Raw genomic sequence first — 22,638 nt, forward strand, 5'->3', positions numbered from 1 at the left:
CGATGCCCCGCAAACCCTCATATGACCGCGACGCGTTGATCGTGCAAGCCAGAGATCTTTTCTGGCGTCAGGGTTGGGCCGGGACGTCTCTGAAGGATTTGGAGCGGGAGTTGAGGCTAAAACCCGGCAGTTTCTATGCGGCCTTCGGATCCAAAGATGCGCTCTATGCGCTCACTCTGGAACGTTATGCCCAGGATGGCGTCGCGCGTCTGATGGCGATGGCCGAAGAAATGGGTCCGCTGCGGGCACTGAAGGCGCAACCACATGTGGTGATTGATGATAGTCAGATGCCTGCGCGGGCTTGTATGCTGGCGAAAACATATGCGGAATTGCAGGCCAAGGGGCATGAGCTGGCGGACAAGGCGAACTGTCATATTGTCGAGATGAAGGAGTGCTTTGCGACGCTCTTTCGACAAGCGCAAGACGCGGGGGAAATTGGGCCGACCCATGACCCGAACCGGCTGGCCGCACGTTACCAGTCAGACATTCTGGGCCTGCGATTGTCGGCAGAACGCAGCGATGTGAATGCGTCTGAAATCGCGTCCGACATCGCGTCCGATCTTGATCGGCTGTAACCGGTCAAAACACGCAAAGAAAAACACAAAATCTTGGGGGATGGCGTGACAATCCCTACCAGAAAACGTATAACATACCAAAATAATATAGGTACCAACGGCATGTCCGACGACGCACAGGCTCCGCAGGAATACGGCGCAGATTCCATCAAGGTTCTCAAGGGTTTAGAGGCTGTCCGCAAGCGCCCTGGCATGTATATCGGGGACACGGATGATGGCTCGGGTCTGCACCATATGGTGTATGAGGTTGTGGACAACGGAATTGACGAGGCGTTGGCCGGTCACGCGGACCATGTGACGGTGAAAATCCACGCCGATTCCAGCGTTTCGGTCAGCGACAACGGGCGCGGGATTCCGGTGGATATTCACCCCGAAGAAGGCGTTTCAGCCGCCGAGGTCATCATGACCCAGTTGCACGCGGGCGGTAAATTCGACAGCAATTCGTACAAAGTGTCGGGTGGTCTGCACGGTGTGGGTGTCTCGGTCGTGAACGCCCTGTCGGATTGGCTTGAACTGCGTATCTGGCGCGCGGGAAAAGAACATGTGGCGCGGTTTGAAGGCGGCGAGACGGCGGAGCATCTGAAGGTCGTTGGTGACTGCGGGGATCGGACTGGGACCGAGGTGCGGTTCTTGGCCTCGACCAAAACATTCTCGAACTTGGAATATTCGTTTGAAACGCTAGAAAAGCGCCTCCGCGAGTTGGCGTTCCTGAATTCGGGCGTGCGGATCATCCTGATCGACGAACGCCCTGCGGAAAGGTTGGAAACCGAGCTGTTCTATGAGGGCGGCGTCAAAGAGTTCGTCAAATACCTTGACCGATCAAAAACGCCCGCAATGCCTGAACCGATCTATATCAAGGGCGAGCGCGACGATATCGGGGTTGAGATCGCGATGTGGTGGAATGACAGCTATCACGAAACGGTTCTGCCCTTCACCAACAACATCCCGCAGCGCGATGGCGGCACCCATGTGGCCGGTTTCCGGGGTGCATTGACCCGGACCATCAACAATTACGCCCAATCCAGCGGGATCGCGAAGAAAGAGAAGGTCAGCTTTACAGGTGATGACGCGCGCGAAGGTCTGACCTGCGTACTGTCGGTCAAAGTGCCGGATCCGAAATTCTCGTCTCAGACCAAGGATAAACTGGTCAGTTCCGAGGTGCGCCCGGCGGTCGAAAGTCTGATGAATGAAAAGCTGGCCGAGTGGTTCGAGGAGAACCCCAGCGAGGCCAAAGGAATTGTGGGCAAGATAATCGAGGCTGCGCTGGCCCGTGAGGCTGCCCGCAAGGCCCGGGAGCTGACGCGCCGCAAGACGGCGATGGACGTGAATTATCTGGCGGGCAAGCTGAAGGACTGCTCCGAGAAAGACCCGTCCAAAACCGAAGTCTTCCTGGTCGAGGGTGACTCGGCGGGTGGTTCTGCCCAAACGGGCCGGGACCGATTGACCCAGGCTGTTTTGCCCCTGCGCGGCAAAATCCTGAACGTCGAACGGGCGCGGTTTGACCGGATGCTTTCGTCTCAGGAAATCGGCAACCTCGTGATGGCGCTGGGCACCGGCATTGGCCGGGATGAGTTCAACATCGAAAAGCTGCGCTACCACAAGATCGTCATCATGACTGATGCAGATGTGGACGGCGCGCATATCCGGACGCTGTTGCTGACGTTCTTTTATCGTCAGATGCCGAAGCTGATCGAAGGCGGGTTTCTCTACATCGCGCAACCTCCGCTCTATAAGGTTTCACGCGGAAAGTCAGAAGTTTACCTGAAAGATCAGGCCGCGTTGGACGACTACCTGATCAATCAGGGGGTGGAAGGTGCGGTGCTGAAACTGGGTTCTGGTGAGGAAATCATCGGTCAGGATTTGACCCGCGTTGTGGATGAGGCGCGCCAGTTGAAACGCGTGTTGGACGCTTTCCCGACGCATTATCCGCGTCACATTCTGGAACAGGCCGCCGTTGCCGGGGCCTTTGTGCCCGGTGCTGTGGATGCCGACCTGCAAGGCGTGGCCGACAAGGTTGCCGCCCGTCTGGACCTGATCGCACTGGAATATGAGCGCGGCTGGCAGGGCCGGATCACGCAAGATCACGGTATCCGTCTGGCCCGCATCCTGCGCGGCGTCGAAGAGGTGCGCACACTGGACGGCCCCATGTTGCGTTCTGGCGAAGCGCGCAAGACCGGCAGTTTCACCCAAAGCCTGCAAGAAATCTACAACACGCCGGCCACCCTGATCCGCCGTGACCGGATGCAGGCCATCCACGGTCCGCTGGACCTGCTGCGCGCCATACTGGAGGAGGGCGAAAAGGGTCTGTCGCTGCAGCGCTACAAGGGGTTGGGCGAGATGAACCCCGACCAGCTGTGGGAAACGACGTTGGATCCCGATGCGCGCACGCTGTTGCAGGTGCGTGTGGATGATATGGTTGAGGCCGATGATCTGTTCACCAAACTGATGGGAGACGTCGTCGAACCCCGCCGAGAATTCATCCAGAAAAACGCGCTGAGTGTGGAGAATCTGGATTTCTAAGCTGGTATAGGCGTGCGCATAACGCTGCGTTCCAGTCATTGATTTCATTCATGAAATTCAAGTGTGCTCGCCCATAACTTTGCGCGACGTTTGCGCATAATTTTGCACGATTTGCCCATAACTTTGCGCTTTTCAAGAAACCTACTCAAGTTATGGTTTATGCCGTGCGATTTGGTCAACTTTGAAGCGCTGTTGCTCAATCAAAAGTGCATTCTGGCTGGCAAATTTCAACCTTTATCCGAAGATAGGATACTCATTCGAGCGTTGCGGAAAGTCGCAGAGTCGGAACCCGGCGGCAGTAAAAATACTCGGTGGAAGGCCTTGCGATGTAATATGCTTTCTCATTCTATCGATGAATGCCTGATCTTAACCAGAGGACGAGACTTGAAAGCGGTTGTGGTCAGCATTGGATGAATCCAAATTCACTAATGGACTTACAGTTTCTGGAGTGACTCGATGGACATAATCCGACTGACCGAACGCTTTATGGGCATGAAAGACTATGTTTGGTTGGGGGTCTATATACTTAGCTAGCCACCCGGTGCGCGGTTGTTAGCATCCCAAATATTTCTCTAGCCGCATCAAGATTTGTGGCCTTCGCGAGTATCTCGAACTGGTTACGACGCTCTCTGGCGATGAAGTAACCGCGTGGCCCGCCGAGGTTATCCGCCTCTACAAATTCATCGTATGTCTGGTCATGCATGGGTGACACGTATAGCGTTGTGTCATTATCCAGTTTTGCAACCAAAGTGATATCATCCATGCCAGATTCTCCCATATTCAAGCTCAATCGCAAACCACAAATGTCAGTCAACCTTATGGGCGATTATCTTGCTTGCCAAAATGCGACACAACGTAGACGCGTGATACAAAAAGCGAAGTTTCCTCAAAAAGGCCATATGTCCACCTATTCGCCGATACGCAAGCCGTTAAAAGATGCCCTTACAGCACCTGACTTCAATCGTGACGGTCTTGAGTTCCTGATTGCTAAGTACGAAGCCGAGGAGCGTAGGGAAAGAGGGCAAGCCAAGAACAACGCTAGACTTAGAGCCAAGGCGATCAAGTGCTTTCAAGAGACATTCAATCCCAGATCCTTCGCGAAATACTCAATAAGCGCAGCGCCTTCGACAATTGTTCGGACCATAGCAGGAGTGAAGGTCAACGTTACACTTGAGGCGACAGTTACAGCCGAGAAAGATGGCGTAGTGCATTCAGGCGGGATTTCCCTCGTCTACGCGTTCTCAGCAGAACGTGGCCCGATGAAGGACAGGCTGTTGGCCTCTGCGGGCCTAATATTGTGGACGCTTGAAGGCGGACAGATGGAGCCACTACCGAGACTATGTATGTCAGTGGACCTCGCTGAGAAGAATATAGTGAGGGCCAGCGACAGCCACCAAAGACTCAGAGAGAGGTTGACCGACGCTTGCGCCGAGATCGCAGCCCGCTGGGACGACATTGAACCGCCCCACGACTACGACGGTCCAGATTGGCATTAGCTATCCAGATCATAGGCCTCAATGACAATCTGGGAGAACGAGGCGGGAAGCTCTTTCTGTTTGATCTTTGTATTCAGGTATTTGGTGAATTTTCCGTCGCCAATATAGTTTTCCCGCATCCAGCGGCGAAATTCAGGCAATGCAGATTCTGGGTACGCCTTTGCGGGCTGAGGATTTGACTTCGCTTGTGGGAAGTAATCTGGGAAATTGTGATCCCACTCTATCCGCTCACCAAATTGATCTTTGAGGTTATTGTCTTTCCAGTGCTTTGCCCAATGAATACCCACGCTGCCATCGGGAACGAAAGAACTGTCTATCGCCAAGCCAGCCTGCCCAAGTGTAACGATCATATCCGCGATCTCCTTAAAGACGCTAAAGTACCCGGCTGGCACTGAGTTGTAGGTCAGCGATACGCGGTCGTGGAATTGCCGCCAAACTGCTGGAACATGCTGTTCAGGATCATATCCAACTTGTGAGTAGATGAAGTCATGCAGGGCTTTTCCTGCGAGCAGTCGGAAGTTCTTAATGGCTGTTTCGCGTATACCATCGCCGGCATCAAAGGCGTAGTATTCCAAAACCGCGATACACAGAGCATCCGGGTAAGCGTAGAACGCGCCGCTTCGCTGGTTGATTTCGATGTGTGGAGCCTCAACCACGATGCTCTTAGACGCTAGGATTTCTTTCACCCGCTTGGTTAGGGCGCGACGTTCATCTTTCCAGTCTGCGCTTAACTCAACAATCCTGGCATTGCTGATTCCGCACAAGCGAGCAAGTCCACGACCAGTAAGAAAAGGGGTGCCATCTGTTAGGACCCCCATACCCACGCCATCTACTTCAATTTGCTTTTCAATTTGAAGATTTAGCATCCCTTGACCGGGGGTGATCGCGAAACCACCCGGAGCGGCGGTTAAGCTTTTGTTTTTGCTTACTTTAGGGGTGATCGCGCTCACCACCTCGTCAAAGTCAGCGTCAATTGGTTCAATTACATCTTTTTTCTTGTCAGCCATTGATCGGCCCCTTGTATGTAAGCCGTTTGTCGGCCATTCGCTCGATTGTCATATTGATGAAGTTCATGGTGCCAGCTTGCGACGTGTTATGACGGAACGAGAATTCGTTGACATAGCGATGCAGATGCTTGGCACTCATGTAATGATAGATGCCGTAGTGACCGCGCTTGAGTAGCGCCCAGAAGCTTTCTATTCCGTTGGTGTGGGCCATGTCTCGGACGTACTCACCTACTGAGTGATTGACGCGCTTGTGGGTGTAACCTTGCTGATCAAGGCCCAAATAGCCCTTGTGGCTGTCTGTAACCACCGTTCCGCCTTTTGGGGCATGTTTGCCCACAAAGCCTTTCAGGGTTTCGCCTGTCGTGTTCTTGACGGGCGTAGCGCGAACCTCGCCGTGCTGATCGCGGATACCAACAACGGCAGTCTTGCCAACTGTGCCGCGACCGGCGTGCAGTTTCTTCTTGGCGTGCTTGTTGCGCTCTTTGCCACCGACATAGGTTTCGTCAACTTGGGTTTGGTCGCCCATATCGCCGCCGCCTTGACCTTTCAGCCATGTTTCGCGAATGCGCTGTGCAAGGAACCATGCGGATTTCTGAGTGATGCCCAATTCACGGGCCATCTGAGTGCTGGGGATACCCTTGCGGGCGCTGGTGAGCATGTAGATAGCCAGAAGCCACTTTTGCAAGGGAAGGCGACTCTCGGCCAGCACCGTACCCGTACGGACGCTGAAATGCTTCCGGCAATCTTTGCAGCGGTATGGCATAGGCTTGTGGTCTTTGCACTCTGTCACGCTGACAGAACCACAGTGACCACATACCGGCTCATCACCCCAACGGCGAGCTTCGAAGAACTTGCGCGCCGCTTCCTCATCTGGAAACTTCTGAAAGAACTCGAAGGTAGAGAGTGTTTCGGGTTTCGGCTGCGGCATCAGTCACTTCCTTGTTGGATGGAAGATAACTAGCCATTCTGGCCGACAAATTCAAGGGGTAACTTGGCTAGTTAAGTATATAGGCCCCTTTGGTTGCGACATACAAACCCTTGGTCTGTCTGGACTCGCGTACTTGCGCCGCTGCCTCTTTTGGCGTTAGCGATCTGGAGTCGCGCGTGGATTAGCGGCTGGGCATGGGTTGCTGTTGGCCTGGTTCTGGATCAATCCGCGTACGTTTTCACAACCCAAGACTTTTGACAGCTGGTCAGCGCGAGGTGTATTGGTGGAGCGTGTCTGGCTGCGGCACCAAGACAAGATTGCGGCGCATCATGTCCGTTGTCAGATAATCTGGGCCAGTCGACGGTCATGGCTAGTGGAAAGTTCCGACCATCTTGTTTCTGACTATGCGGCCTGTGCTTGATTCTGCAAACGGCAATGGTTGTCGTCACCAAAATGAACCAGCGTGGCTGCGTTCAGGACTCCCTGTCCGTTGTCAGAGTTCCGGCAGTTGCGCGATCAGAATAGTGCTTGCAACGGGTCCGATCCCACGGACGGAACGCAAGATACCAGCGGTTTGTGTAAGGCGTTGATCGGTAGCAAACGTCCACGCAATCTGATCCTTCAATTAGCCTACTCTAATGGGTTGAGGTTACCGCCGCTCCGGTGGTCACCAAGGCGTGCATCCGCAACTTTGTTAGCAAACAAACGTCCAAGCAACCCTGCCGCCAAAACCCCAACTGATCCACCAAAGCCTGGCAACAGACTTGCTCCGACAGTTGCAACGCCCTGCATAGCCGTTTGCAAAACAGTATCGTTGGCGAAAAATTGTGGCAGTAAATCGAATACAGTTCGCATCTGTGGTTGTGTGACATTTGATGAGTTGCTTAGAGACTCGATTAAAGCTGCTAACCCTGGATACTGTGTCGCAAAATCAGCAGGCAAGCTGTCCAGAACCGGAGAAGAAGTACTTGCAGTTTCCGGCGCCGAGTTAACAATCGTGCTGTTTCCAACGCCGAGCACACCGAATGTGCCTAAGACCCAACTTAGGAATCTACCGCGTCGCGCATTTACCATTGTCCGCGAACCGGCGAGTGCTAGCTCTTTTTCCGTCATAGCTTCGCGCTCTTTGCCAAAGCGGCGCGGTTGTGCCGAATTTAGTGCGGATTGTGTGACGTCATCGACAACACCGGTTGTCGGGATACCGTTTTCATTCTGAAATGCCAGTAAAGCTTCGGTCGTAAGTGGCCCAAAAAGTCCATCTATTTTGCCAAGTTTGTAGCCGAGGGACGTTAGTTTCCTCTGCAATCCCTCCACGGCCATTTTATCCTGATGTCCCTCAAACAAATAATTAGACATAACTTTCTCCAAACTAGCACTGGCATTAATGGAGCTCACTCCGCCCTCGACATTAAATGCATATAAGTTGTTGGATTTCATAATTGATTTCAGCTTTGTTCCGTATTGAGGATCTGTCGCATAAACTCCTGTGAGAGCGTCCGCGAATTTATCCGGGTCATCAAGGAATTTGCGAGCATCTGCGTAGGGGCTACCTTTTCCCAGTAATCTTGCATGCCGACTAAATGCGGCCTCAAGGCTTGGAAATGAACGGAACTCCGCCAGGACCTTCCGAAATCGACCGCCAACAAACTCTGTAGTCCAAACCTGGACAGATGCTTCTCCGGCTCTAGCCTTGATGCCAAATGGATTGTTTGAACCAGGCGGCATGCGCGTTCCGTATGCGCTTTCTATTGCCCACTGAGCCAATGTAACCGAAGTGGGAATACCCCATTCCCTCTGGCTCTCCTGTGCTGCAAGGATGACTTCTTCATTGAAACGCGCCGGAACATCAACTAACGCGCTAGCCGGGCTCCCAAGAATTACATCTGCGTTTTCCGGAAGGTCCTCTATTTCATCGTCTTCCAGTTCGTAAACCCAGCCCGGTGGACTGTACCAACCACTATTGGCTGCCTCACGAAGCCATTGAGGTGCGTTTTTTGCCCGTCCGTTCGCACCCCAAACGATTTTTCGCTTATCGCTTTCATTTACGCCGAAGCCAACGTGCAATGTGTTCGGGCCCATGTAACCAACACCTGCGCCGATACCGTTTGCACCATAAGCTGCGCATGCTGTAATAAATTTTTGGATGACTTCCGGAGCCTTCTTATCGGAGAACGCCAGCTTCTTGTCGTCAACAACGACGTAGAGATCTGCGGCTTGACCATTATTGTGCCTGGTTGAACCAGTCGTTCGACCGGTGCTTCCAGGTTGACCGCCGGATACCACAAAAATGGTATCTATTCCCGATACCGAACCTGCCTTCGAAAGCAGAGATCGGAGCGTCTCGCCAATCGGTTGATCTCTAATTTTTCCTCTAAGCTCTGATTGATTTATTATTGTCATGGTACACACTCACTTCATTTCAAAAATATCTATGAAAGATGGGATCATAAAAGGACGTAGCCAGCGACACTAGATGCCAGGCATTACTCTGAAACATTCTTTTTGGTGCAATCCATCACCTTAATATGATGGAACGCTGATGTGGGTCATCGGGGAACACACGCCCAACATCTATGCATTGAAAAATATGATCGAACACTAGTCCTGATTTGCCAGGAGTTTTGCCGTAGCGAAAGTAGTTGTGACCCTTCGGAAAGTCGTATTCCGTGTTGATATCATCGCAATCAACTTTAAAAACATTGCGCGGAGTGCGAGCCATATTCTCCGGGCCCGTGTGGCCAAGACGGCGAGATGCAACCTTGTTTTTTAAATTGGCAGCCTTGCTTGCGCGAAGCGCTAAATCGTCCGAAGCATAGTAAACGATGACGTTTCGTGAGGCGTGTGAGATGAGTTCGCCGGCTTGACCTTCCTGAAGAGATTCATTTACTACATCGGCAGCCACCAAGAATGTATTGCGAAAAATTAGAGGCACTCCGGCGGCCAAATCATACCTATTCCAACTAGCAAGTGTCTGCCGAAGCACACGGTTCCCCATTGAGTGGGCGAGAAGATTGATGCGCTTCAAACAGGGAGCAACTTCTGGATTATTCTCTTTTGAATTACGCCATGCCAGGAATTTCTCTAGAACTCGAGAAAAAGAATAGCCACTTTGATCAGCAGACTTTTGATCATCCCAGTAGTCTTTTACAATACCTAGATCTTTATCACACGGCCATATAAGTGGCACGACCAGTACTTCTTTTCTTCTTTTATCATCGCATAGCTTCTGCAATTCTGCGGCCATACGGAACACATCTTTTGGCAGGTTACTAAAGCCGTGAAGGAAGAGAAGAATCTGCCGATATTTACTCTCTTTGATTCTTCTCAGAAACTCCAAACTTCCAATTTCCTTATGAGTTTTACCCTTACCCTTTTCACAAAAAAATACTGAGTTGCTGGGTGCATTATTCTTTAAATCGAAATTGAATTTACGCCCATTCTCGGACTCAATGCTTTGCTTTGGAAATCGATTTGTAACAAAAAGCATGATGGCACCTCAACATTCCCATAAATAAAGTCAAATAAAGTTTAACGTTATCAGAAATTGAGCATTTTGTCCAATTGACTAGGGACAGGATGCATTGATTTCTGCCGCGCCGGGTGATTCACGGCTCCGAAAACAGAGCGGTGACATGAGCGATCATTATTGGCTAACCGACGAGCAGATGGCGAAGCTCGAGCCCTTCTTCCCGAAGTCGCACGGCGAGCCTCGGGTTGATGATAGACGGGTGCTGAGTGGAACTATCTTCATCAACCGCAATAGGTTCAGATGGCACGATGCCCCTGCGGCCTATAGCCCGCACAAAACGCTGTATAGTCGGTGGAAGCATAGTCGGTGGAAGTGGTCGAGCGAGAAGCGCATCTTCGCATGTAAGATGGCTGGTCTGGCCGCTGATTACGGCGAAGAGAAGACCGTGATAATCGAAGCGACTTACATGAAAGCACATCGAACGGCGCCCAGCATGGCCGCCAAAAAAGGGCGCGCGGTCGCCTGATCGGTCGAACTAAAGGCGGCTTGAACACCAAACTGCATGCCATCTGCGACAGCCAAGGGTGCCCGCTCGAGCCGTTCGTAACCGCCGGTAAGGTCAGCGAAGGCGTCAGCGCGCGGGCATGACTCAGCAGCCTGAAAAAAGCTGACTGGCTGCTCGGGGATCGTGGCTTAGACGTCGACTGGTTCCGAGGAGCCTTAAAAGACACAGGGATACACGCTTGCACCCTAGGCCGCAAACAACCCAAGACCCCGACAAAACATGACAAGCGTAGGTAAAAACGCCACAAACGGATCGAGATCATGTTCGGAAGGTTCGAGGACTGGAAGCGAGTCGCAACCCTCTATGACCGCTGCCCCAAAGTATTCCTGTCCGCAATCGCCCTCACTGTAACGGTCATTTATTGGCTATGAAACCTGACCCTAGTCGTACAATTGGAACTGCATTCCAAACCAGCAAAATGGTATTATATAGACATTACGGGTACTTATACCCAATTCTATTGCCGCCCCCTGCCGGCGGCGATTACAGTACAAACGCGGCAAGATAACTCTTAAAAGAAATATTGACGCTCAGAAAAACGTCAAACAGCCCACAAGCTCGACAAATCCGCTAAAGTACTCTATAAAGGCTCTCGTTTTCAGTTAAGTTTTTGTCGGAGACCTTGCTTTGAAAAAGTCTTCCAATCTAGCGCACCAAATAACTACAGCATTCCTAATATTGGCGATGGCGTCTCTTGTTTCGACTCCTAACTTAGCCGCAAGCGCGCCCTGCGATCCTAAAAAGGAAGTTTGCTCCTGATTTTTCAGTTGGATTTCGAACTTTGAATACTTCTATCGTATTATTTTTCAATCGAAACGAGTACCTCATTTGCTTAGTATTGGGGCTCGCTGCGATAATGAATTTCGGATATAAACAACTAAAACTACCTCTGCCCAACGCCAGTTCAGAAGAAGGAATAGAAGTACTGCGTGGAAGCAATGTTCTTAACACCGTTGGTCGAACTTTATTCTTTGAAGCCTACTTCTATTTTTCACTTTTCTTGGTAGCACTATACATAACTCTTTGTTTTTCTGAAAATATTTTCAACTTCGTGTTCGGACCAAAAGAAGGTGGATCAAATCCGACAACAGAGTTCAATGGCGGATCCGGTGTTTGGCCTCTCACCGTTGCAATGCTGATAGTCAGTTTCAGCCCAGACGCACCGATATTGAAGGAGTTAGAATTATTCTTTCGTAGGCTATCTCGATATTCCGCCGGCATATACCGAAACGTTGTTGGTACACGGGACAAATTGCGAAAAATTCAATTCTCAAAACTTCCACAAACAGTATTCATTCAAAGCATCCAAGAAAAGACTAGCTTGGTAGAATTTGTCCAGGTTATGCAAAAGTTGACACCGCCTCAGATAGAACACTCAAAAAAGGCTTTACTTGATAGTTACTTGTTGCACTATTGGACTTTATCCGAACACAGCAACGTCAACTGGGGGACTACGCAGAAGTCTAATGCACAGAAACTACTTGGAGATCTATCCAAGAAAATGACGTTTCAACAAAACGAATTAGAGAACTATATCGTAGAAGTAAACACCGCTGAATTTGACGGAAAGTCTTTTGAAGTTCAGTTTCGTCGAGCTTTCCCAGACGGGTTCACACATGATCTTAAAGAGACAGTTCAGGCAACAACGCTGTGGCAAGAATTCAACTCCGAACTCATAGAGTTTGGCAATAGAGCCAATGAAGCGATACAAAAAGTAACAGAGATTAGCGATGAGCTATATGACCTGTTTGCCATTTTGTTCACACAAAACAGATTTCCGAACTACGACAAAGGCTCCGACCCAGCTTTGAGAACGGTTCTGCGCTATCTTAGGTCTTACAGCTCTCAGGCAACAAGAAATCTAATTGTGAGAATACTGCTACTTTTTTTCGCATCCGCTGCGATTATAGCAACAAGCTATATTTTCTACAGAGAAGCAATAATGAAGGAAGCCCCGAACAATGAAGCACTGTTTGTAAGCATTAAAGTTGGTCTAAAACAAGCGGCAGGTTACCTTGTTGGCTGCATGGCTAGTGTATTAACTTCACTAGCACTACTGCGCCTTTGGGATGATCAAATAGAAAGCTTGGCGCAGCCAAGGCCAAATCTACCTATGAATTATGTAGCAGCAACGTTTTTAGTTTGCACGGCGATAGCTTTTATTTCGCGGTTACTTCTTTGGTACACTTTCAATTTACCGGAAGCAGACACCTTAAATTCCGCTCTCATAGCATTCAAGTCCATTTATCCCATAGAACTGTCTGATTCCATTTCCTTCGGTTTTGTTGGTGTCCTTTTCTTTTGGATTATTTTTCGAATGAAAACAAAAACTGGCGGAAGACGGAAAGCCTTTGGCTTTAGATATTATTTGGTTTCTGGATTTTTTTCCATCATGTCTGCTGCATCCATTTTTGTTGGGCACAACCTATTCTCACAGAATCCACCAAATTGGTATATCGAAACTAATTCAAGTTTGTTGTACTTGATTTTGGCGTTTTTTGTTCCTCTGATTTCTTTTGTAGCCCTTCGCGGTTTTTTAATCAGCATGGCCACGTATAGATCAATTGAGCTGGAGGTTTCGAATTGATTTATCTACTACGATCAAGTATTATTTTAGCTCTACCTTTGTTGTTAGGAACTGTTGCATCAAGTGAAGGTGCCGACATTGTAGTAGCCTATCGTGAAGACGCCCCTCCTTTTTCCCAAAAAGTTGACGCAGGGTATGCGGGTTTCGTCGTTGATGTTTGCGAGACTGCGATCAGTGATATTGGACTGGAAGATTCCCTTCAAAGAATTGGAGTTACTGCGGAAAATAGGTTCTCGGTCATTGAAAATTCTGACGCTCACATTTTGTGTGGTCCGGTCAGCATGACTCCAGATAGATTGAAACAGTTTATTTTTTCTATACCCATTTTTGTTTCTGGTATCTCCTACGCTACAATTTTACGCCCCGCCCTAGAGACAGGAGACCCGCGGAAGGCGCGTGCAGCTATTCTACAAAATACAACTGCTTTCTCGAGTTCGAGTAAGGAACTTATGGTTCAGAATTTTGGTATGGCTGGGCAAGGTATTTTTGATGATTTGGCATACTTGAGAGGGGACAGCGACAATCAACACTACACGCTTGAAAACGTAGTTATTGTAGATAGTTATGTTGAGGGATTTATAGATCTTTGTGCTGGTGACGTGCAGTACTTAATCGGGGACGTAGATATTCTTAACAGCTTTTTAATGACATCAGAGCTCCCAGATAATTGTGAACTCGTGGTTGCACCACGTACCTTGACAAGAGAAATGTACGGCATTGTTTTTGAACCTAATTTCGTAGAGTCACCTTATGGAAACCGAATTTTCCGGAACTTTCAGTCTAGTATCTTCGAACAGTTTCAAAACGGTGCTGCAACTGAGTACTTCAAACAAAACTTTCCAAGTAATGTTGTAATGTCTCGGGAGTTGCGACAACTTTTTACACTTTATGTTCGTGAAGTGGGCTCACAGTAACTAAATCTCTGGTTAACTGACTTGATATAGATTTCTTACCTGCCTTTAAATTATCAACCTAATACATTGGCTGCACATCGTTGCTCCCCAAGATTCAGTTTTGGGTCAAGATTTCTGGCTCCGAATCCTAGTCACCAACAGCGTGAGTGCATCAAATCACTCTTTCAATTGGAGTCATCACATCGTGCGAAAAACCAATATCAAATTACCACAAACTTCTCCAATAAGAGCTATAGTTTTCGTCCGCACTACGCACAGGAACCATTGATTTCCCCTGGGCGGCGTGATTCACGGCTGTGCAAAACGGAGCTGTGGCTTGTCTTATCTATTTTGGCTGAGTGTCCGCCGTCGAATGACTTGGAACAGGAGCGGTTGATTGGTTTAGGAGGATCAAGCTCTCTGTAGTTTCAGTTTACGCCGCGTTGTTTTGATGGAGCATGCAGCGGTTCTTGATTGTCTGGTGTTTGATCTCCTTTCTGCGTCGGAGGATGGTTTCGTCCCAACCGAAGTAGACGTCGGCGGGCGTCAGGTTGCCGATGCTTTCGTGGTATCGGTTGTGGTTGTAATGATCGATTAAGCCATCGATGGCTTGTTCGAGCGTTCCGAGCAGATAGTAGTTCTCCAGCAGGATGCGGTTCTTCAAGGTCTGGTGCCATCGCTCGATCTTGCCCTGTGACTGTGGGTGGTTTGGAGCAGCGCAAAAGTGATCAATGCCCTGTTCTTCAAGCCATCTCGCCAGTTCACTAGAGATGTAACTGCTACCGTTGTCACTGAGTAGCCGAGGCTTGTGAACAATGGTGGTACTGTCGCAGCCTGATGCTGCGCAATTGTGGTGGTTTCTGACTTCTTGCCGTCACGAAACTGCAAGGAATTGGCGGAGCGCCGAGTGCGAAGCGTCCAGTCCGCCAAACTATGTTACGGGCAGTTTGCGACGCTCGACTCTCTTCCAATCCCGTCCGGAAACGATGCCCCAGTTTCCCGCTCCGTTAGGGCGACGCCAACGCGGAGTGGCCATCTTCTGAAGTTCGGCAAGCGCTTCGTCATAGTTGTCATACTGAATCTCCTCCCCCTTTGCCCCAATTGTGAATTTACCGCCTCGAGCCAGACGAGGGTGGAAATAAGAGTTATCGGTAGCCACCGGAACGAAAACCACTTCATCTTCGAAATCTATGCTGGGCACGGTTGGTGTAACGTCATCCGGCTTTTCCCAAATTGAAGGGTAGTATTCCTTCCTACCTTTAAGCCATTGAGCAGCACTCGATGCAGTTACACCCTGCTCAGCCTTTACAAGACAGCTTTCGCCGCTCGACAGTATGTTTCGGATGCGCCCCTCGGAAACACCGCCAAAAATCGAAAGCGAACCAATATCTACGTGGCCTTCAATGGATTCTTCATCATTAGTAAGGGACTCCAAACTCATACCTGAATCCATTGTATGGCGCGAAAGTGCGAGATTTATCACTACCTCAAAATTTTTGAACTCCGGATCCAGATGCGCTTTCTGCCGCCATTCATTCAGACGGACTGGCAAAATAGCGACCCATGATCGGCGTGTCGCAAAGCTGATCTCATCAGGTGTAACGCCGTACAAGCCATACAATCCGGCGTGATCCAAAAGAACTGCACTCTTCCACTGCTCGTTAATGGGCGACAATGAAGAAGAGCTGAGAACGCCGTTCCAATGGTCTTCATCTTTGCTATCGCCCGGCAGGAGCTCCAGTAGCTTGGAAGTCGCGATCTCTTCTCCTAGTAGGCTCTCAATCGCAAGAAAATGGTAATCTAGTGACCTCTTTAACGGGAATTCGAAATCGCGCAGGTATTGCACCAGACCATTCTCTTGGTTGCAGTACCATTCATGACGACGCTCTTGGGCAGTCGTAGCAGCGGGAGACGTTTCGGGTTTCATTGATAGGTCCTTCAACGGTGCAATCTACGGATGTCAGCGCGGAGATTGAGCCACGCACGACGATCAGAAGGCGTAGATGGCGCAATTACAAATCCCCGCTCGAAGCATAGTGCGTAGTGTCGCCTGCGGTGAGTTATTTCGATCAAGGATGCACCCTCAGATTGACAGAGCTTTTGGTAATTCCGTTTGATTTTCTTCATGAGGTAAATTTCAACAAAGGTGAAAGTCATTTTTCACGTATACATAGGACGATCAAAAACTGTAAAGCATGAATTTCATGCGTCACGATTTTCGCCTCTGCGGAATTCGGAGTAAATCCGCTGCTGGGGCCAAGAGCTGAGACAACTTTGAAGCACATCCGCTACGCAGTGTAGCCTAGGCAACACGTCCTGAAGTTTGTCTGAGTGCCAACGTCCTGGCTGAAGCTTTGCCAACATCACTGGCTTCGGTCTGCTATCATCAGACAACAATGGTGGATTCGATGACAAAAACAGAGACTGAACAGTTTGAGCACATCCAGTTTCGGATCCCAAAAGCCAAACTGGATGAGTTTAATTCGATGGTCTACGAGCGCTACGGCATGAAGCATGGCGGCAAGACCAAGATGTTTCTCGACCTGATCGCGGAACATCAGACATCGCAGAGGATCGCGCTGTTGAAAGCCGAGATAGAACGGTTGGAACAGCAAAGGCAGGAAAAGCACGCGCTCTAGGAAAAAACTCACCGCCGGGCCGATAGTTCCTGTGGTCATGGGTGGCGAGAAGCAGTTGCAAATCCAGCACAAAGAAACGCGACTTTCCTGTAGTAATAGATACTACAACTTGCAGTTGACACCCTAAGCGAAGACCGTTGTCCCGTCAAAGTACTGCCGGAACCCAATCGGAGCTGAACCCCCTACCGGCGCAACTCCAGGAGGGCGCGTAATGTCTGAAACCGAAGCCACCATCAATGTGGTCGACTACGACAATATCCAGGCAAGCGTTGAGCATGAGTTGGGAGTTACACCAAACGGTTGGTCAGGGATCGTGACTGAACTTTTTGAGCACATCAAAGCACGCAGTGACAAGATCGGGATCGAGTATCCAAAGGTCCTCCAGATCAAGGAAAAGTTTGGCGAACTCCGGATCTACTTCAGCATTGCATCCGAGGATGAACGCATCCGCGGCTGGGTCGCAGCGGCAATCAGCCGAGCAAACCAGAGTTGCGAGAGATGCGGGAACGCGGCACGCCCGCAGAATTTAGGAAGCTGGGTCATGACGTTATGCTGTTGGTGCGCGCATGAAGAAGCGGCCAGGCGGTTCAATGAGCACAAACGCCGCTATTTCCGAAAAACGGATGCGCCCGAACACCTCGTCTGCGCGGTTTGCGGTTACGTTGGACATGTTGACCGTTCCGATGACAAGCGGAGATGCCCCTGCTGCGTGAAAAAAGACTGGTGAGGTCTAGGTAGGCTCCAACCAGATCGCGATCCTCATCGCGTTGTGCGGAGTAACTTAAGAGCTGATCATCCGCAGCTTCAGAAAAGACACGAAAGCTTCAAACCAGTTCGCGCCGACTGAGAAACCGGACGTTCTGGCGATCTTTATGAAACCAGAATCACCTCCCGATTCTCACTTTGAGCAGGAAACGTGTGTGCCTGAGACGGTCGGAAGGCAGCAATTTACACAACTCATGATAGAAAGTTCCCGGAACTACGCGGTGAATCACAACGTTTTTTCATACTTCATGTTGACACGATGCCCCGCGCTGGGTCAGCTTCGCCTCATGACAAACACACGCATCCACTGCCAACGAATATCGACCTGAGGTCGATACCCCGCGCGAAACACGTGGGAGGCAGCATTGGTATGCGGGCGGGGCTTATACCCCTGTGATAGCTCCAGATAAGAGTGCACGAGTCGGTTCGATTCCGACGCCTCCTACCAAACTCTGGAGGCATTCCATGTCAAAAGACCCCTATACAAATAAAGACCTGAAAAGACGCCTGAAGCTCTACGCCAACGACGAGCTTCTATCGGAAGTTAAAACGCGCATCGAGACTGGTGAGCTGAAAGAAACGCTTCTGTTCCATGGCGCTACAGGTCGGATGTACTCAGACGTTGGAAAGGAAGATAAGCGCCTTCTTCCTCCAGATGCCATTCTGCGATTGGTATTCCCTTTGCACGAATTCGACCCTGAAAGTATCAGGCATCGAAACGTCGCTGAATGCCTGTTCGACTTACCGGACGAACACTTCTCCGCTCTGAAATTGACGGTGGCGGCAGAGACAGAAAAAGGCCTGCATCGTTTTATTGCTGCGCTGGAGGAAATTGCTTCAGAGCAAGAATCCGAACCCCCTAGAACCGGGGATCCGACGGATGACTGACGCCTTCGACTACGATGACATCCGCGGCTCCGTTGAACAGAATTTGGGAAAAGACAATCTGCGATGGGTTCGGATTGTCACCGAGTGTTTTGAAGCGATCAAAAGGCACTGCGACCGGCGTGAGGAAAGCTATCCTTCGGTCGGCCATATCAAGCAGAAATTCGGCTCGCTTCGGATCTACCTGGATGGCGCGCAGGAAGACACGTTCATTCAACTGCGGTTGCAGCAAGCTATGCAGGAAGCTGAGATGTCCTGTGAGCGGTGCGGTAACGCCTCTACGGTCCAGGTCATCGCTGCCTGGCATGTCAACCTGTGTTGTTGGCACGCGCATGAGGCGGCCAGTGAGCGGATGGAGACCTTTCCCACGGTGCGTTTGAATACTCGTGCCAAGCGAGATGCGCTTCAATGTCGTAGCTGCGGTTATATCGGACAAATTGCCTGGGGCGCATCGGGTCACCGATGTCCCGCCTGCGTGGCGAAAGGGTGGTAACCCGATGAGTGGAACAACCTGGGAAGAAGATGAGATTTTTGCGCTGGCTGGCTTTTGCCATGACGAGGCAGACATCCTCCGCCCTGTTTTGAGCGCAGCCAACTCCTTTGCGTCCTGGGAAATCGTGAAGCAAATGATTTTGGAAAGAGCCAGTTCTGAAGACCTCCTCAAAGTGATCAATGAAAGATCTGAAGAAACTGCAAGATTTAGCGATGAGCCTGACAACTGGCGGCAGACGGAAATTAGCCGTTTGAGGGAAATCGATCCTGCTCTCGCCATCTTCGCCCAGGACATGGTGGAACAGATGACGAGCGTTAAGCGCTGGAAAGAGGTCATGGGCCTCATCTCCGAACGTCATGCTGCCGACATGAACATGGAAGCCTCTCGCGCAAAGAGTGAGAAGACCATTGCCGCACGGTATCTTCTGGACAAGGTGGACTATGAGTACCTGCCGCGCACGCTCCGAAACGAGATGCCGGAACATATCAAGCAACTCACAACCTGGAGCAATCAATTCGCCCGGCTGACCTCACTTGATGAGTTGAACGAGCTTCGCGCAGTTTCCCAAAGGTTCCCTCATTGCAACTTCGTCATCGAAGAGATGGCCCATGACATCGAGTGCCGATGGAGCATCGGATCTGACATCCTTCACATCCAACCCACCCTACTGGTTGGCGAGCCCGGCGTTGGCAAAACAGCTTTTGCAAAGACAGCCTGTAAAGCTCTAGGCCTTTACGTGCAGAGCGCAAATGTCGGCGGCAAGTCGGAGAACCATTTGTTTGGTCTTTCGGTAGGTTGGAGTAGCGCGCATGCAGGGATCATGACGGAGGCCGTGGCAACGTCACGCGTCCTTAACCCAATGATCATCCTCGACGAAATCGACAAGACGCACGCGAGCCGCAACGGAGATATCACCGGCGAACTTCTTGCGTTGCTCGAGCCCTCTGAGGCCAGACGATATCGAGAGAAGTACTTAGCTGCTGATGTGGATGCCTCACATGTGAGCTGGATTCTGACGGCAAATGACCTGAGTGGCGTTCCTGCGCCTCTTCTCAGCCGCTGCTCGATCTATGAAATCCCACCCCCGACACCGGAGCAACTGCCTGCCATCATTCAAAGCCTGGTGAGCGAATTTGCTGCTGAGTTTGGGTTGAGACCTGAGTTTTTTCGACTTGATCTGGGCGATGTTGAAGCTTTGGTGGGCACCTATGGGCGGCACAAGTCAGTGCGGGTTCTGAGACGGTTAGTTCGGGGCCTGCTGCATCAAAAGACCAAAAATCACCCCTGGAACTAAGGCGGGTCCATGACGGCCCAAGCATGGAAACACCCAAAATAATAAAGACGAAAAATGCTAAGAGTTGTTGTTTATGTAAATCGTACCCCAATCGCGGAAGCCCGGGCTGGAAACATGAGCGAGCTTGCGGATATTTCTGACTACAAGGTCAGAGTATTCGAAGACGAAGCACCGCATCTCGATATCCCGGCAAAGGATGTGACCGGCTGGATCAAAGGGCACACACGCCGTAGCAGCGTTTGGTATCTGGTTCGGAAAATCGCCGAGTTGGCTGTACGGGAGATTGAAGCAAAGTCTGACAATGAGCACGATGTGTCGCCAGATGACACCCAGCAAAACGAGCAATGAAGAGTACCGGATCTGGTCTCCCGTCCTTCTGCAACATCGCAAACTACTCGCGCTGGAAGACGAGCTTGTTTGCAGCATTAGAGCCTCTCCTGAAGAAGCGCTCGCACGCCCGAGAACTGGCTTTCCGAGGGCGATGAAGTATTATGCAAAGTTAGCCAATTGCCCGAAAGCGTCAGATACAGTGGGAATGAGAATGTCAGAAGAAGGGCACAATAAGACTACGGAAGAATTCGAGAAATGCTGCGAGGTTGACGCCATCACGGTGGCCTTTCTCCTCGTCAAAGCAGCTCAGTTCGCCTCAGAGGATGGGCCAACGCGAAAAAGCATGAGCGCTGATGAGTGGGGAGAACTCGCCCCAAAGCAGGTCTAACAGGGGTAAGTGCCGCCGGTTTTTGAAATGTGCGCGATAGGTTTCTAGCAGCCGACATTCGCAACAAGACTTTGCAATTTCCGAGATGCAGATAGCCATCTGAGTTTGCCAGCGTTACCGGTGAGATGTTAGGGTGGTCCTGCGCGCCGGAGGGCGCGACGCCTCAGATCATCTCGGGGTCTAACCATATTGTCCGCGAGTTCCGCCGCTTGATCTCTTCGTTGTAGCTCGGCCAGTTCCCGGTCTTGTAAGTCGGAGGTGTCGGTCTACTCACGCCCTCCAGCCATCACACTGGTTTCACAGATTGAATCCTGTCACGCGTTCTTTGCAACAGAGCTCTCAGCCACTTAAGCTATTGAGTCTCACATCTAAGCCCGCCTAGTCTACCGTGTGCTGGAAAAAATGGATCCTTTCGTCGTCGACGACGATGCGAGCCCTGTAGAATTTCAGGACGCGTTCTACATATTCGACTGGAGCTGCATGGCAGGTGACAGAGTTGTATCCTTCGATAAGCTTGTATTCGTTAGATGCAATCCCAATTTCTCTGGCAACCTCTGATGGTCGCTTCCCAATTTGGGCCCTCGCTGAAGCGAACCCCGGATATGCAGAATATTGGCCATTATCTGCCTTCAATCTTTCACTGAGCCGGAAGACATGTTCTCTCTTGTCCAGCTTCACACCCACTTCTGTCGAGTAAATATTTGAAACTGCATTAAAAACCTTGGAAACTAGCGTATAGGAGCCTGGTTGTCCGGATTCCCATTTTCGTAAGGTTTGCGCTGATGGACGGGCGCCACAAATGGTGGAAATTTCATTTTTTCCTCTGCCCATCTCTTCTCTCAAATTGTGGAGTGATGGAAAGAACGCTCGATTGCCAGCCATTTTTTCATCCCCTCCCAAACACTTAGTTTTATAATCAGGTCATGTGTACGTAACATATTGTTGGAAAATTAGCGATACCTATCGCTATCTACCGTTAGGTTCCCCTGAACATCGACGCATATCCGGGTTCATATGTGAAATAGGATTGACTCAGCCATTGATGGGTTTTGTGGTTAAATTACAGCCGGGAACCCACAATAGGATTGCGATACGGGTTAATTTGACTAATTCTTGTACAATACAGTCCTGCAAACCTTGACATCAGCCAAGTCTTGTACAACATTACGAATGTAACAACAGTCGAACTCTATGCGTGGAGCATGAAAATGAACCAAGTATCGAAAAAAATTGACTATGCGAGCGTCTCTTTAGAGGAGGCCAGCCCGCCTCACACTGTTGGCTTCAGTGATGCCCGGCGAGCTTTGCCTGCGTTAATCAAGCAGGTTGCTGACACGGGCGTTCGTGCGGTCATAACAAGATATGACAAGCCAGCTGTTGCAGTGGTCCCCCTTGCGGATCTCAGGCGGCTTGAAGCTTGGGATGCGGAAAGGGCTGGTGAACTGACATTTGAAAAGGATGTTTCTGCCGACTCGCTTCAAAAGTTCATGGAAATTGTCGAAGACGAAGCTGGTTCAGACCAGGCGTCGGACGAGGTGCTCGTTGAATGTGCAGCAGTTGTAGATCACATGCTGGCATCGATGCTTGCCGTCCCGGAGATGGAAGCCCGATTCCAGCAAGTGATGGCCTCCGCGATCAGGGATGTGGCGAGTAGCACGACAAAGTCTCCGGCGGTCGACCTGACGGCGGAAGCCCTTGGTACGAGGCTGCAACAAAATGTGCTTGCGGCGTTTTCCTCTCGATAAAAACGCTAGATTATATTGTGATTTCGTAGTACGCATCGGCTTTCAAAAGGCGCAAAGCC

At 50.4% G+C, this 22,638-nt stretch carries 20 protein-coding genes, 1 tRNA gene and 4 pseudogenes; 16 read left to right on the forward strand and 9 right to left on the reverse strand.

Going from position 1 to position 22,638, the window contains the following annotated elements; translation table 11 throughout:
* Positions 1-2 precede the first annotated feature (2 nt).
* Together ACR0CR_RS09285 and gyrB are read left to right on the forward strand one after the other, a co-directional pair.
* Positions 3-575, forward strand: a complete 573-nt coding sequence (locus ACR0CR_RS09285; RefSeq protein ID WP_480598344.1) for a TetR/AcrR family transcriptional regulator — start codon at positions 3-5, stop codon at positions 573-575.
* Between the two features lie 102 nt (positions 576-677).
* Positions 678-3,095, forward strand: coding sequence for a DNA topoisomerase (ATP-hydrolyzing) subunit B (gene gyrB, locus ACR0CR_RS09290; protein WP_480598345.1), 2,418 nt, complete (start codon positions 678-680; stop codon positions 3,093-3,095).
* Positions 3,096-3,621: 526 nt separating this feature from the next.
* On the opposite strand, the gene ACR0CR_RS09295 is transcribed toward gyrB, so the two are convergent.
* Entirely contained in the window at positions 3,622-3,858 is a 237-nt protein-coding gene (locus ACR0CR_RS09295) for a hypothetical protein (protein WP_480598346.1), read from the reverse strand.
* A 136-nt stretch (positions 3,859-3,994) separates the two neighbouring features.
* Here ACR0CR_RS09295 and ACR0CR_RS09300 point away from each other — a divergent pair, with 136 nt between their 5' ends.
* Complete coding sequence (locus ACR0CR_RS09300) at positions 3,995-4,591, forward strand: hypothetical protein (protein WP_480598347.1); 597 nt, start codon at positions 3,995-3,997, stop codon at positions 4,589-4,591.
* On the opposite strand, the gene ACR0CR_RS09305 is transcribed toward ACR0CR_RS09300, so the two are convergent.
* Together ACR0CR_RS09305 and ACR0CR_RS09310 are read right to left on the reverse strand one after the other, a co-directional pair.
* Positions 4,588-5,598: a BstA C-terminal domain-containing protein gene (locus tag ACR0CR_RS09305; RefSeq protein ID WP_480598348.1), complete on the reverse strand. Its 1,011-nt coding sequence runs from the start codon at positions 5,596-5,598 to the stop codon at positions 4,588-4,590. The genes ACR0CR_RS09300 and ACR0CR_RS09305 overlap by 4 nt on opposite strands.
* Positions 5,591-6,526 (reverse strand): IS1595 family transposase, encoded by a 936-nt coding sequence (locus ACR0CR_RS09310; RefSeq protein ID WP_480598349.1) that lies wholly within the window; start codon positions 6,524-6,526, stop codon positions 5,591-5,593. Before ACR0CR_RS09310 ends, ACR0CR_RS09305 begins: the two co-directional genes overlap by 8 nt.
* 93 nt (positions 6,527-6,619) lie before the next feature.
* Between ACR0CR_RS09310 and ACR0CR_RS09315 the strand changes: the two are divergent.
* Positions 6,620-6,947: pseudogene (locus ACR0CR_RS09315) on the forward strand (DUF6653 family protein).
* Positions 6,948-7,156: 209 nt separating this feature from the next.
* Here the strand turns inward: ACR0CR_RS09315 and ACR0CR_RS09320 are convergent.
* Both ACR0CR_RS09320 and ACR0CR_RS09325 read right to left on the reverse strand, forming a co-directional pair.
* Positions 7,157-8,926, reverse strand: a complete 1,770-nt coding sequence (locus ACR0CR_RS09320) for a glucosaminidase domain-containing protein (RefSeq protein WP_480598350.1) — start codon at positions 8,924-8,926, stop codon at positions 7,157-7,159.
* 115 nt (positions 8,927-9,041) lie between these two features.
* Positions 9,042-10,013: an alpha/beta hydrolase gene (locus ACR0CR_RS09325; protein ID WP_480598351.1), complete on the reverse strand. Its 972-nt coding sequence runs from the start codon at positions 10,011-10,013 to the stop codon at positions 9,042-9,044.
* Between the two features lie 145 nt (positions 10,014-10,158).
* Between ACR0CR_RS09325 and ACR0CR_RS09330 the strand changes: the two are divergent.
* From ACR0CR_RS09330 to ACR0CR_RS09340, 3 genes and pseudogenes are all read left to right on the forward strand, one after another.
* Positions 10,159-10,931 (forward strand): annotated as a pseudogene (locus tag ACR0CR_RS09330) (IS5 family transposase).
* Between the two features lie 485 nt (positions 10,932-11,416).
* Complete coding sequence (locus tag ACR0CR_RS09335; protein WP_480598352.1) at positions 11,417-13,147, forward strand: hypothetical protein; 1,731 nt, start codon at positions 11,417-11,419, stop codon at positions 13,145-13,147.
* Positions 13,144-14,061: a transporter substrate-binding domain-containing protein gene (locus ACR0CR_RS09340; protein ID WP_480598353.1), complete on the forward strand. Its 918-nt coding sequence runs from the start codon at positions 13,144-13,146 to the stop codon at positions 14,059-14,061. The genes ACR0CR_RS09335 and ACR0CR_RS09340 overlap by 4 nt, the downstream gene beginning before the upstream one ends.
* 412 nt (positions 14,062-14,473) lie before the next feature.
* Here ACR0CR_RS09340 and ACR0CR_RS09345 read toward each other — a convergent pair.
* A pseudogene (locus ACR0CR_RS09345) lies at positions 14,474-14,884 on the reverse strand (integrase core domain-containing protein); the annotation flags it as partial.
* Between the two features lie 87 nt (positions 14,885-14,971).
* Positions 14,972-15,967, reverse strand: a complete 996-nt coding sequence (locus ACR0CR_RS09350; RefSeq protein WP_480598354.1) for a hypothetical protein — start codon at positions 15,965-15,967, stop codon at positions 14,972-14,974.
* A 481-nt stretch (positions 15,968-16,448) separates the two neighbouring features.
* Between ACR0CR_RS09350 and ACR0CR_RS09355 the strand changes: the two genes are divergently transcribed.
* From ACR0CR_RS09355 to ACR0CR_RS09390, 8 genes are all read left to right on the forward strand, one after another.
* Positions 16,449-16,679: a DUF1192 family protein gene (locus ACR0CR_RS09355; protein ID WP_480598355.1), complete on the forward strand. Its 231-nt coding sequence runs from the start codon at positions 16,449-16,451 to the stop codon at positions 16,677-16,679.
* A 211-nt stretch (positions 16,680-16,890) separates the two neighbouring features.
* A complete protein-coding gene (locus ACR0CR_RS09360) occupies positions 16,891-17,406 on the forward strand; it encodes a hypothetical protein (RefSeq protein WP_480598356.1) in 516 nt (171 codons plus the stop codon).
* Positions 17,407-17,798: 392 nt separating this feature from the next.
* Positions 17,799-17,892, forward strand: a tRNA-OTHER gene (locus ACR0CR_RS09365).
* A gap of 17 nt (positions 17,893-17,909) precedes the next feature.
* Entirely contained in the window at positions 17,910-18,332 is a 423-nt protein-coding gene (locus ACR0CR_RS09370) for a hypothetical protein (RefSeq protein WP_480598357.1), read from the forward strand.
* Entirely contained in the window at positions 18,325-18,822 is a 498-nt protein-coding gene (locus ACR0CR_RS09375; protein ID WP_480598358.1) for a hypothetical protein, read from the forward strand. Before ACR0CR_RS09370 ends, ACR0CR_RS09375 begins: the two co-directional genes overlap by 8 nt.
* A gap of 4 nt (positions 18,823-18,826) precedes the next feature.
* Entirely contained in the window at positions 18,827-20,116 is a 1,290-nt protein-coding gene (locus ACR0CR_RS09380) for an AAA family ATPase (protein WP_480598360.1), read from the forward strand.
* A 114-nt stretch (positions 20,117-20,230) separates the two neighbouring features.
* Positions 20,231-20,464: a hypothetical protein gene (locus tag ACR0CR_RS09385; protein WP_480598362.1), complete on the forward strand. Its 234-nt coding sequence runs from the start codon at positions 20,231-20,233 to the stop codon at positions 20,462-20,464.
* Complete coding sequence (locus ACR0CR_RS09390; protein WP_480598364.1) at positions 20,439-20,834, forward strand: hypothetical protein; 396 nt, start codon at positions 20,439-20,441, stop codon at positions 20,832-20,834. The genes ACR0CR_RS09385 and ACR0CR_RS09390 overlap by 26 nt, the downstream gene beginning before the upstream one ends.
* A gap of 169 nt (positions 20,835-21,003) precedes the next feature.
* Here the strand turns inward: ACR0CR_RS09390 and ACR0CR_RS09395 are convergent.
* Positions 21,004-21,108 (reverse strand): annotated as a pseudogene (locus ACR0CR_RS09395) (IS5/IS1182 family transposase); the annotation flags it as partial.
* 104 nt (positions 21,109-21,212) lie between these two features.
* Positions 21,213-21,716, reverse strand: a complete 504-nt coding sequence (locus ACR0CR_RS09400) for a hypothetical protein (RefSeq protein ID WP_480598366.1) — start codon at positions 21,714-21,716, stop codon at positions 21,213-21,215.
* Between the two features lie 326 nt (positions 21,717-22,042).
* Between ACR0CR_RS09400 and ACR0CR_RS09405 the strand changes: the two genes are divergently transcribed.
* Positions 22,043-22,579: a type II toxin-antitoxin system Phd/YefM family antitoxin gene (locus tag ACR0CR_RS09405; RefSeq protein ID WP_480598368.1), complete on the forward strand. Its 537-nt coding sequence runs from the start codon at positions 22,043-22,045 to the stop codon at positions 22,577-22,579.
* Positions 22,580-22,638 lie beyond the last annotated feature (59 nt).

The sequence above is a fragment of the Ruegeria sp. AM2 genome, assembly GCF_056540685.1.

Excerpts from the sequence above, each read along its gene's own strand:
- ACR0CR_RS09285 (WP_480598344.1), top strand. The coding sequence starts at position 3 with ATGCCCCGCAAACCCTCATATGACCGCGACGCGTTGATCGTGCAAGCC.
- gyrB (WP_480598345.1), top strand. The coding sequence starts at position 678 with ATGTCCGACGACGCACAGGCTCCGCAGGAATACGGCGCAGATTCCATC.
- ACR0CR_RS09295 (WP_480598346.1), bottom strand. The coding sequence starts at position 3,858 with ATGGATGATATCACTTTGGTTGCAAAACTGGATAATGACACAACGCTA.
- ACR0CR_RS09300 (WP_480598347.1), top strand. The coding sequence starts at position 3,995 with ATGTCCACCTATTCGCCGATACGCAAGCCGTTAAAAGATGCCCTTACA.
- ACR0CR_RS09305 (WP_480598348.1), bottom strand. The coding sequence starts at position 5,598 with ATGGCTGACAAGAAAAAAGATGTAATTGAACCAATTGACGCTGACTTT.
- ACR0CR_RS09310 (WP_480598349.1), bottom strand. The coding sequence starts at position 6,526 with ATGCCGCAGCCGAAACCCGAAACACTCTCTACCTTCGAGTTCTTTCAG.
- ACR0CR_RS09320 (WP_480598350.1), bottom strand. The coding sequence starts at position 8,926 with ATGACAATAATAAATCAATCAGAGCTTAGAGGAAAAATTAGAGATCAA.
- ACR0CR_RS09325 (WP_480598351.1), bottom strand. The coding sequence starts at position 10,013 with ATGCTTTTTGTTACAAATCGATTTCCAAAGCAAAGCATTGAGTCCGAG.
- ACR0CR_RS09335 (WP_480598352.1), top strand. The coding sequence starts at position 11,417 with ATGAATTTCGGATATAAACAACTAAAACTACCTCTGCCCAACGCCAGT.
- ACR0CR_RS09350 (WP_480598354.1), bottom strand. The coding sequence starts at position 15,967 with ATGAAACCCGAAACGTCTCCCGCTGCTACGACTGCCCAAGAGCGTCGT.
- ACR0CR_RS09355 (WP_480598355.1), top strand. The coding sequence starts at position 16,449 with ATGACAAAAACAGAGACTGAACAGTTTGAGCACATCCAGTTTCGGATC.
- ACR0CR_RS09360 (WP_480598356.1), top strand. The coding sequence starts at position 16,891 with ATGTCTGAAACCGAAGCCACCATCAATGTGGTCGACTACGACAATATC.
- ACR0CR_RS09370 (WP_480598357.1), top strand. The coding sequence starts at position 17,910 with ATGTCAAAAGACCCCTATACAAATAAAGACCTGAAAAGACGCCTGAAG.
- ACR0CR_RS09375 (WP_480598358.1), top strand. The coding sequence starts at position 18,325 with ATGACTGACGCCTTCGACTACGATGACATCCGCGGCTCCGTTGAACAG.
- ACR0CR_RS09380 (WP_480598360.1), top strand. The coding sequence starts at position 18,827 with ATGAGTGGAACAACCTGGGAAGAAGATGAGATTTTTGCGCTGGCTGGC.
- ACR0CR_RS09385 (WP_480598362.1), top strand. The coding sequence starts at position 20,231 with ATGAGCGAGCTTGCGGATATTTCTGACTACAAGGTCAGAGTATTCGAA.
- ACR0CR_RS09390 (WP_480598364.1), top strand. The coding sequence starts at position 20,439 with ATGACACCCAGCAAAACGAGCAATGAAGAGTACCGGATCTGGTCTCCC.
- ACR0CR_RS09400 (WP_480598366.1), bottom strand. The coding sequence starts at position 21,716 with ATGGCTGGCAATCGAGCGTTCTTTCCATCACTCCACAATTTGAGAGAA.
- ACR0CR_RS09405 (WP_480598368.1), top strand. The coding sequence starts at position 22,043 with ATGAACCAAGTATCGAAAAAAATTGACTATGCGAGCGTCTCTTTAGAG.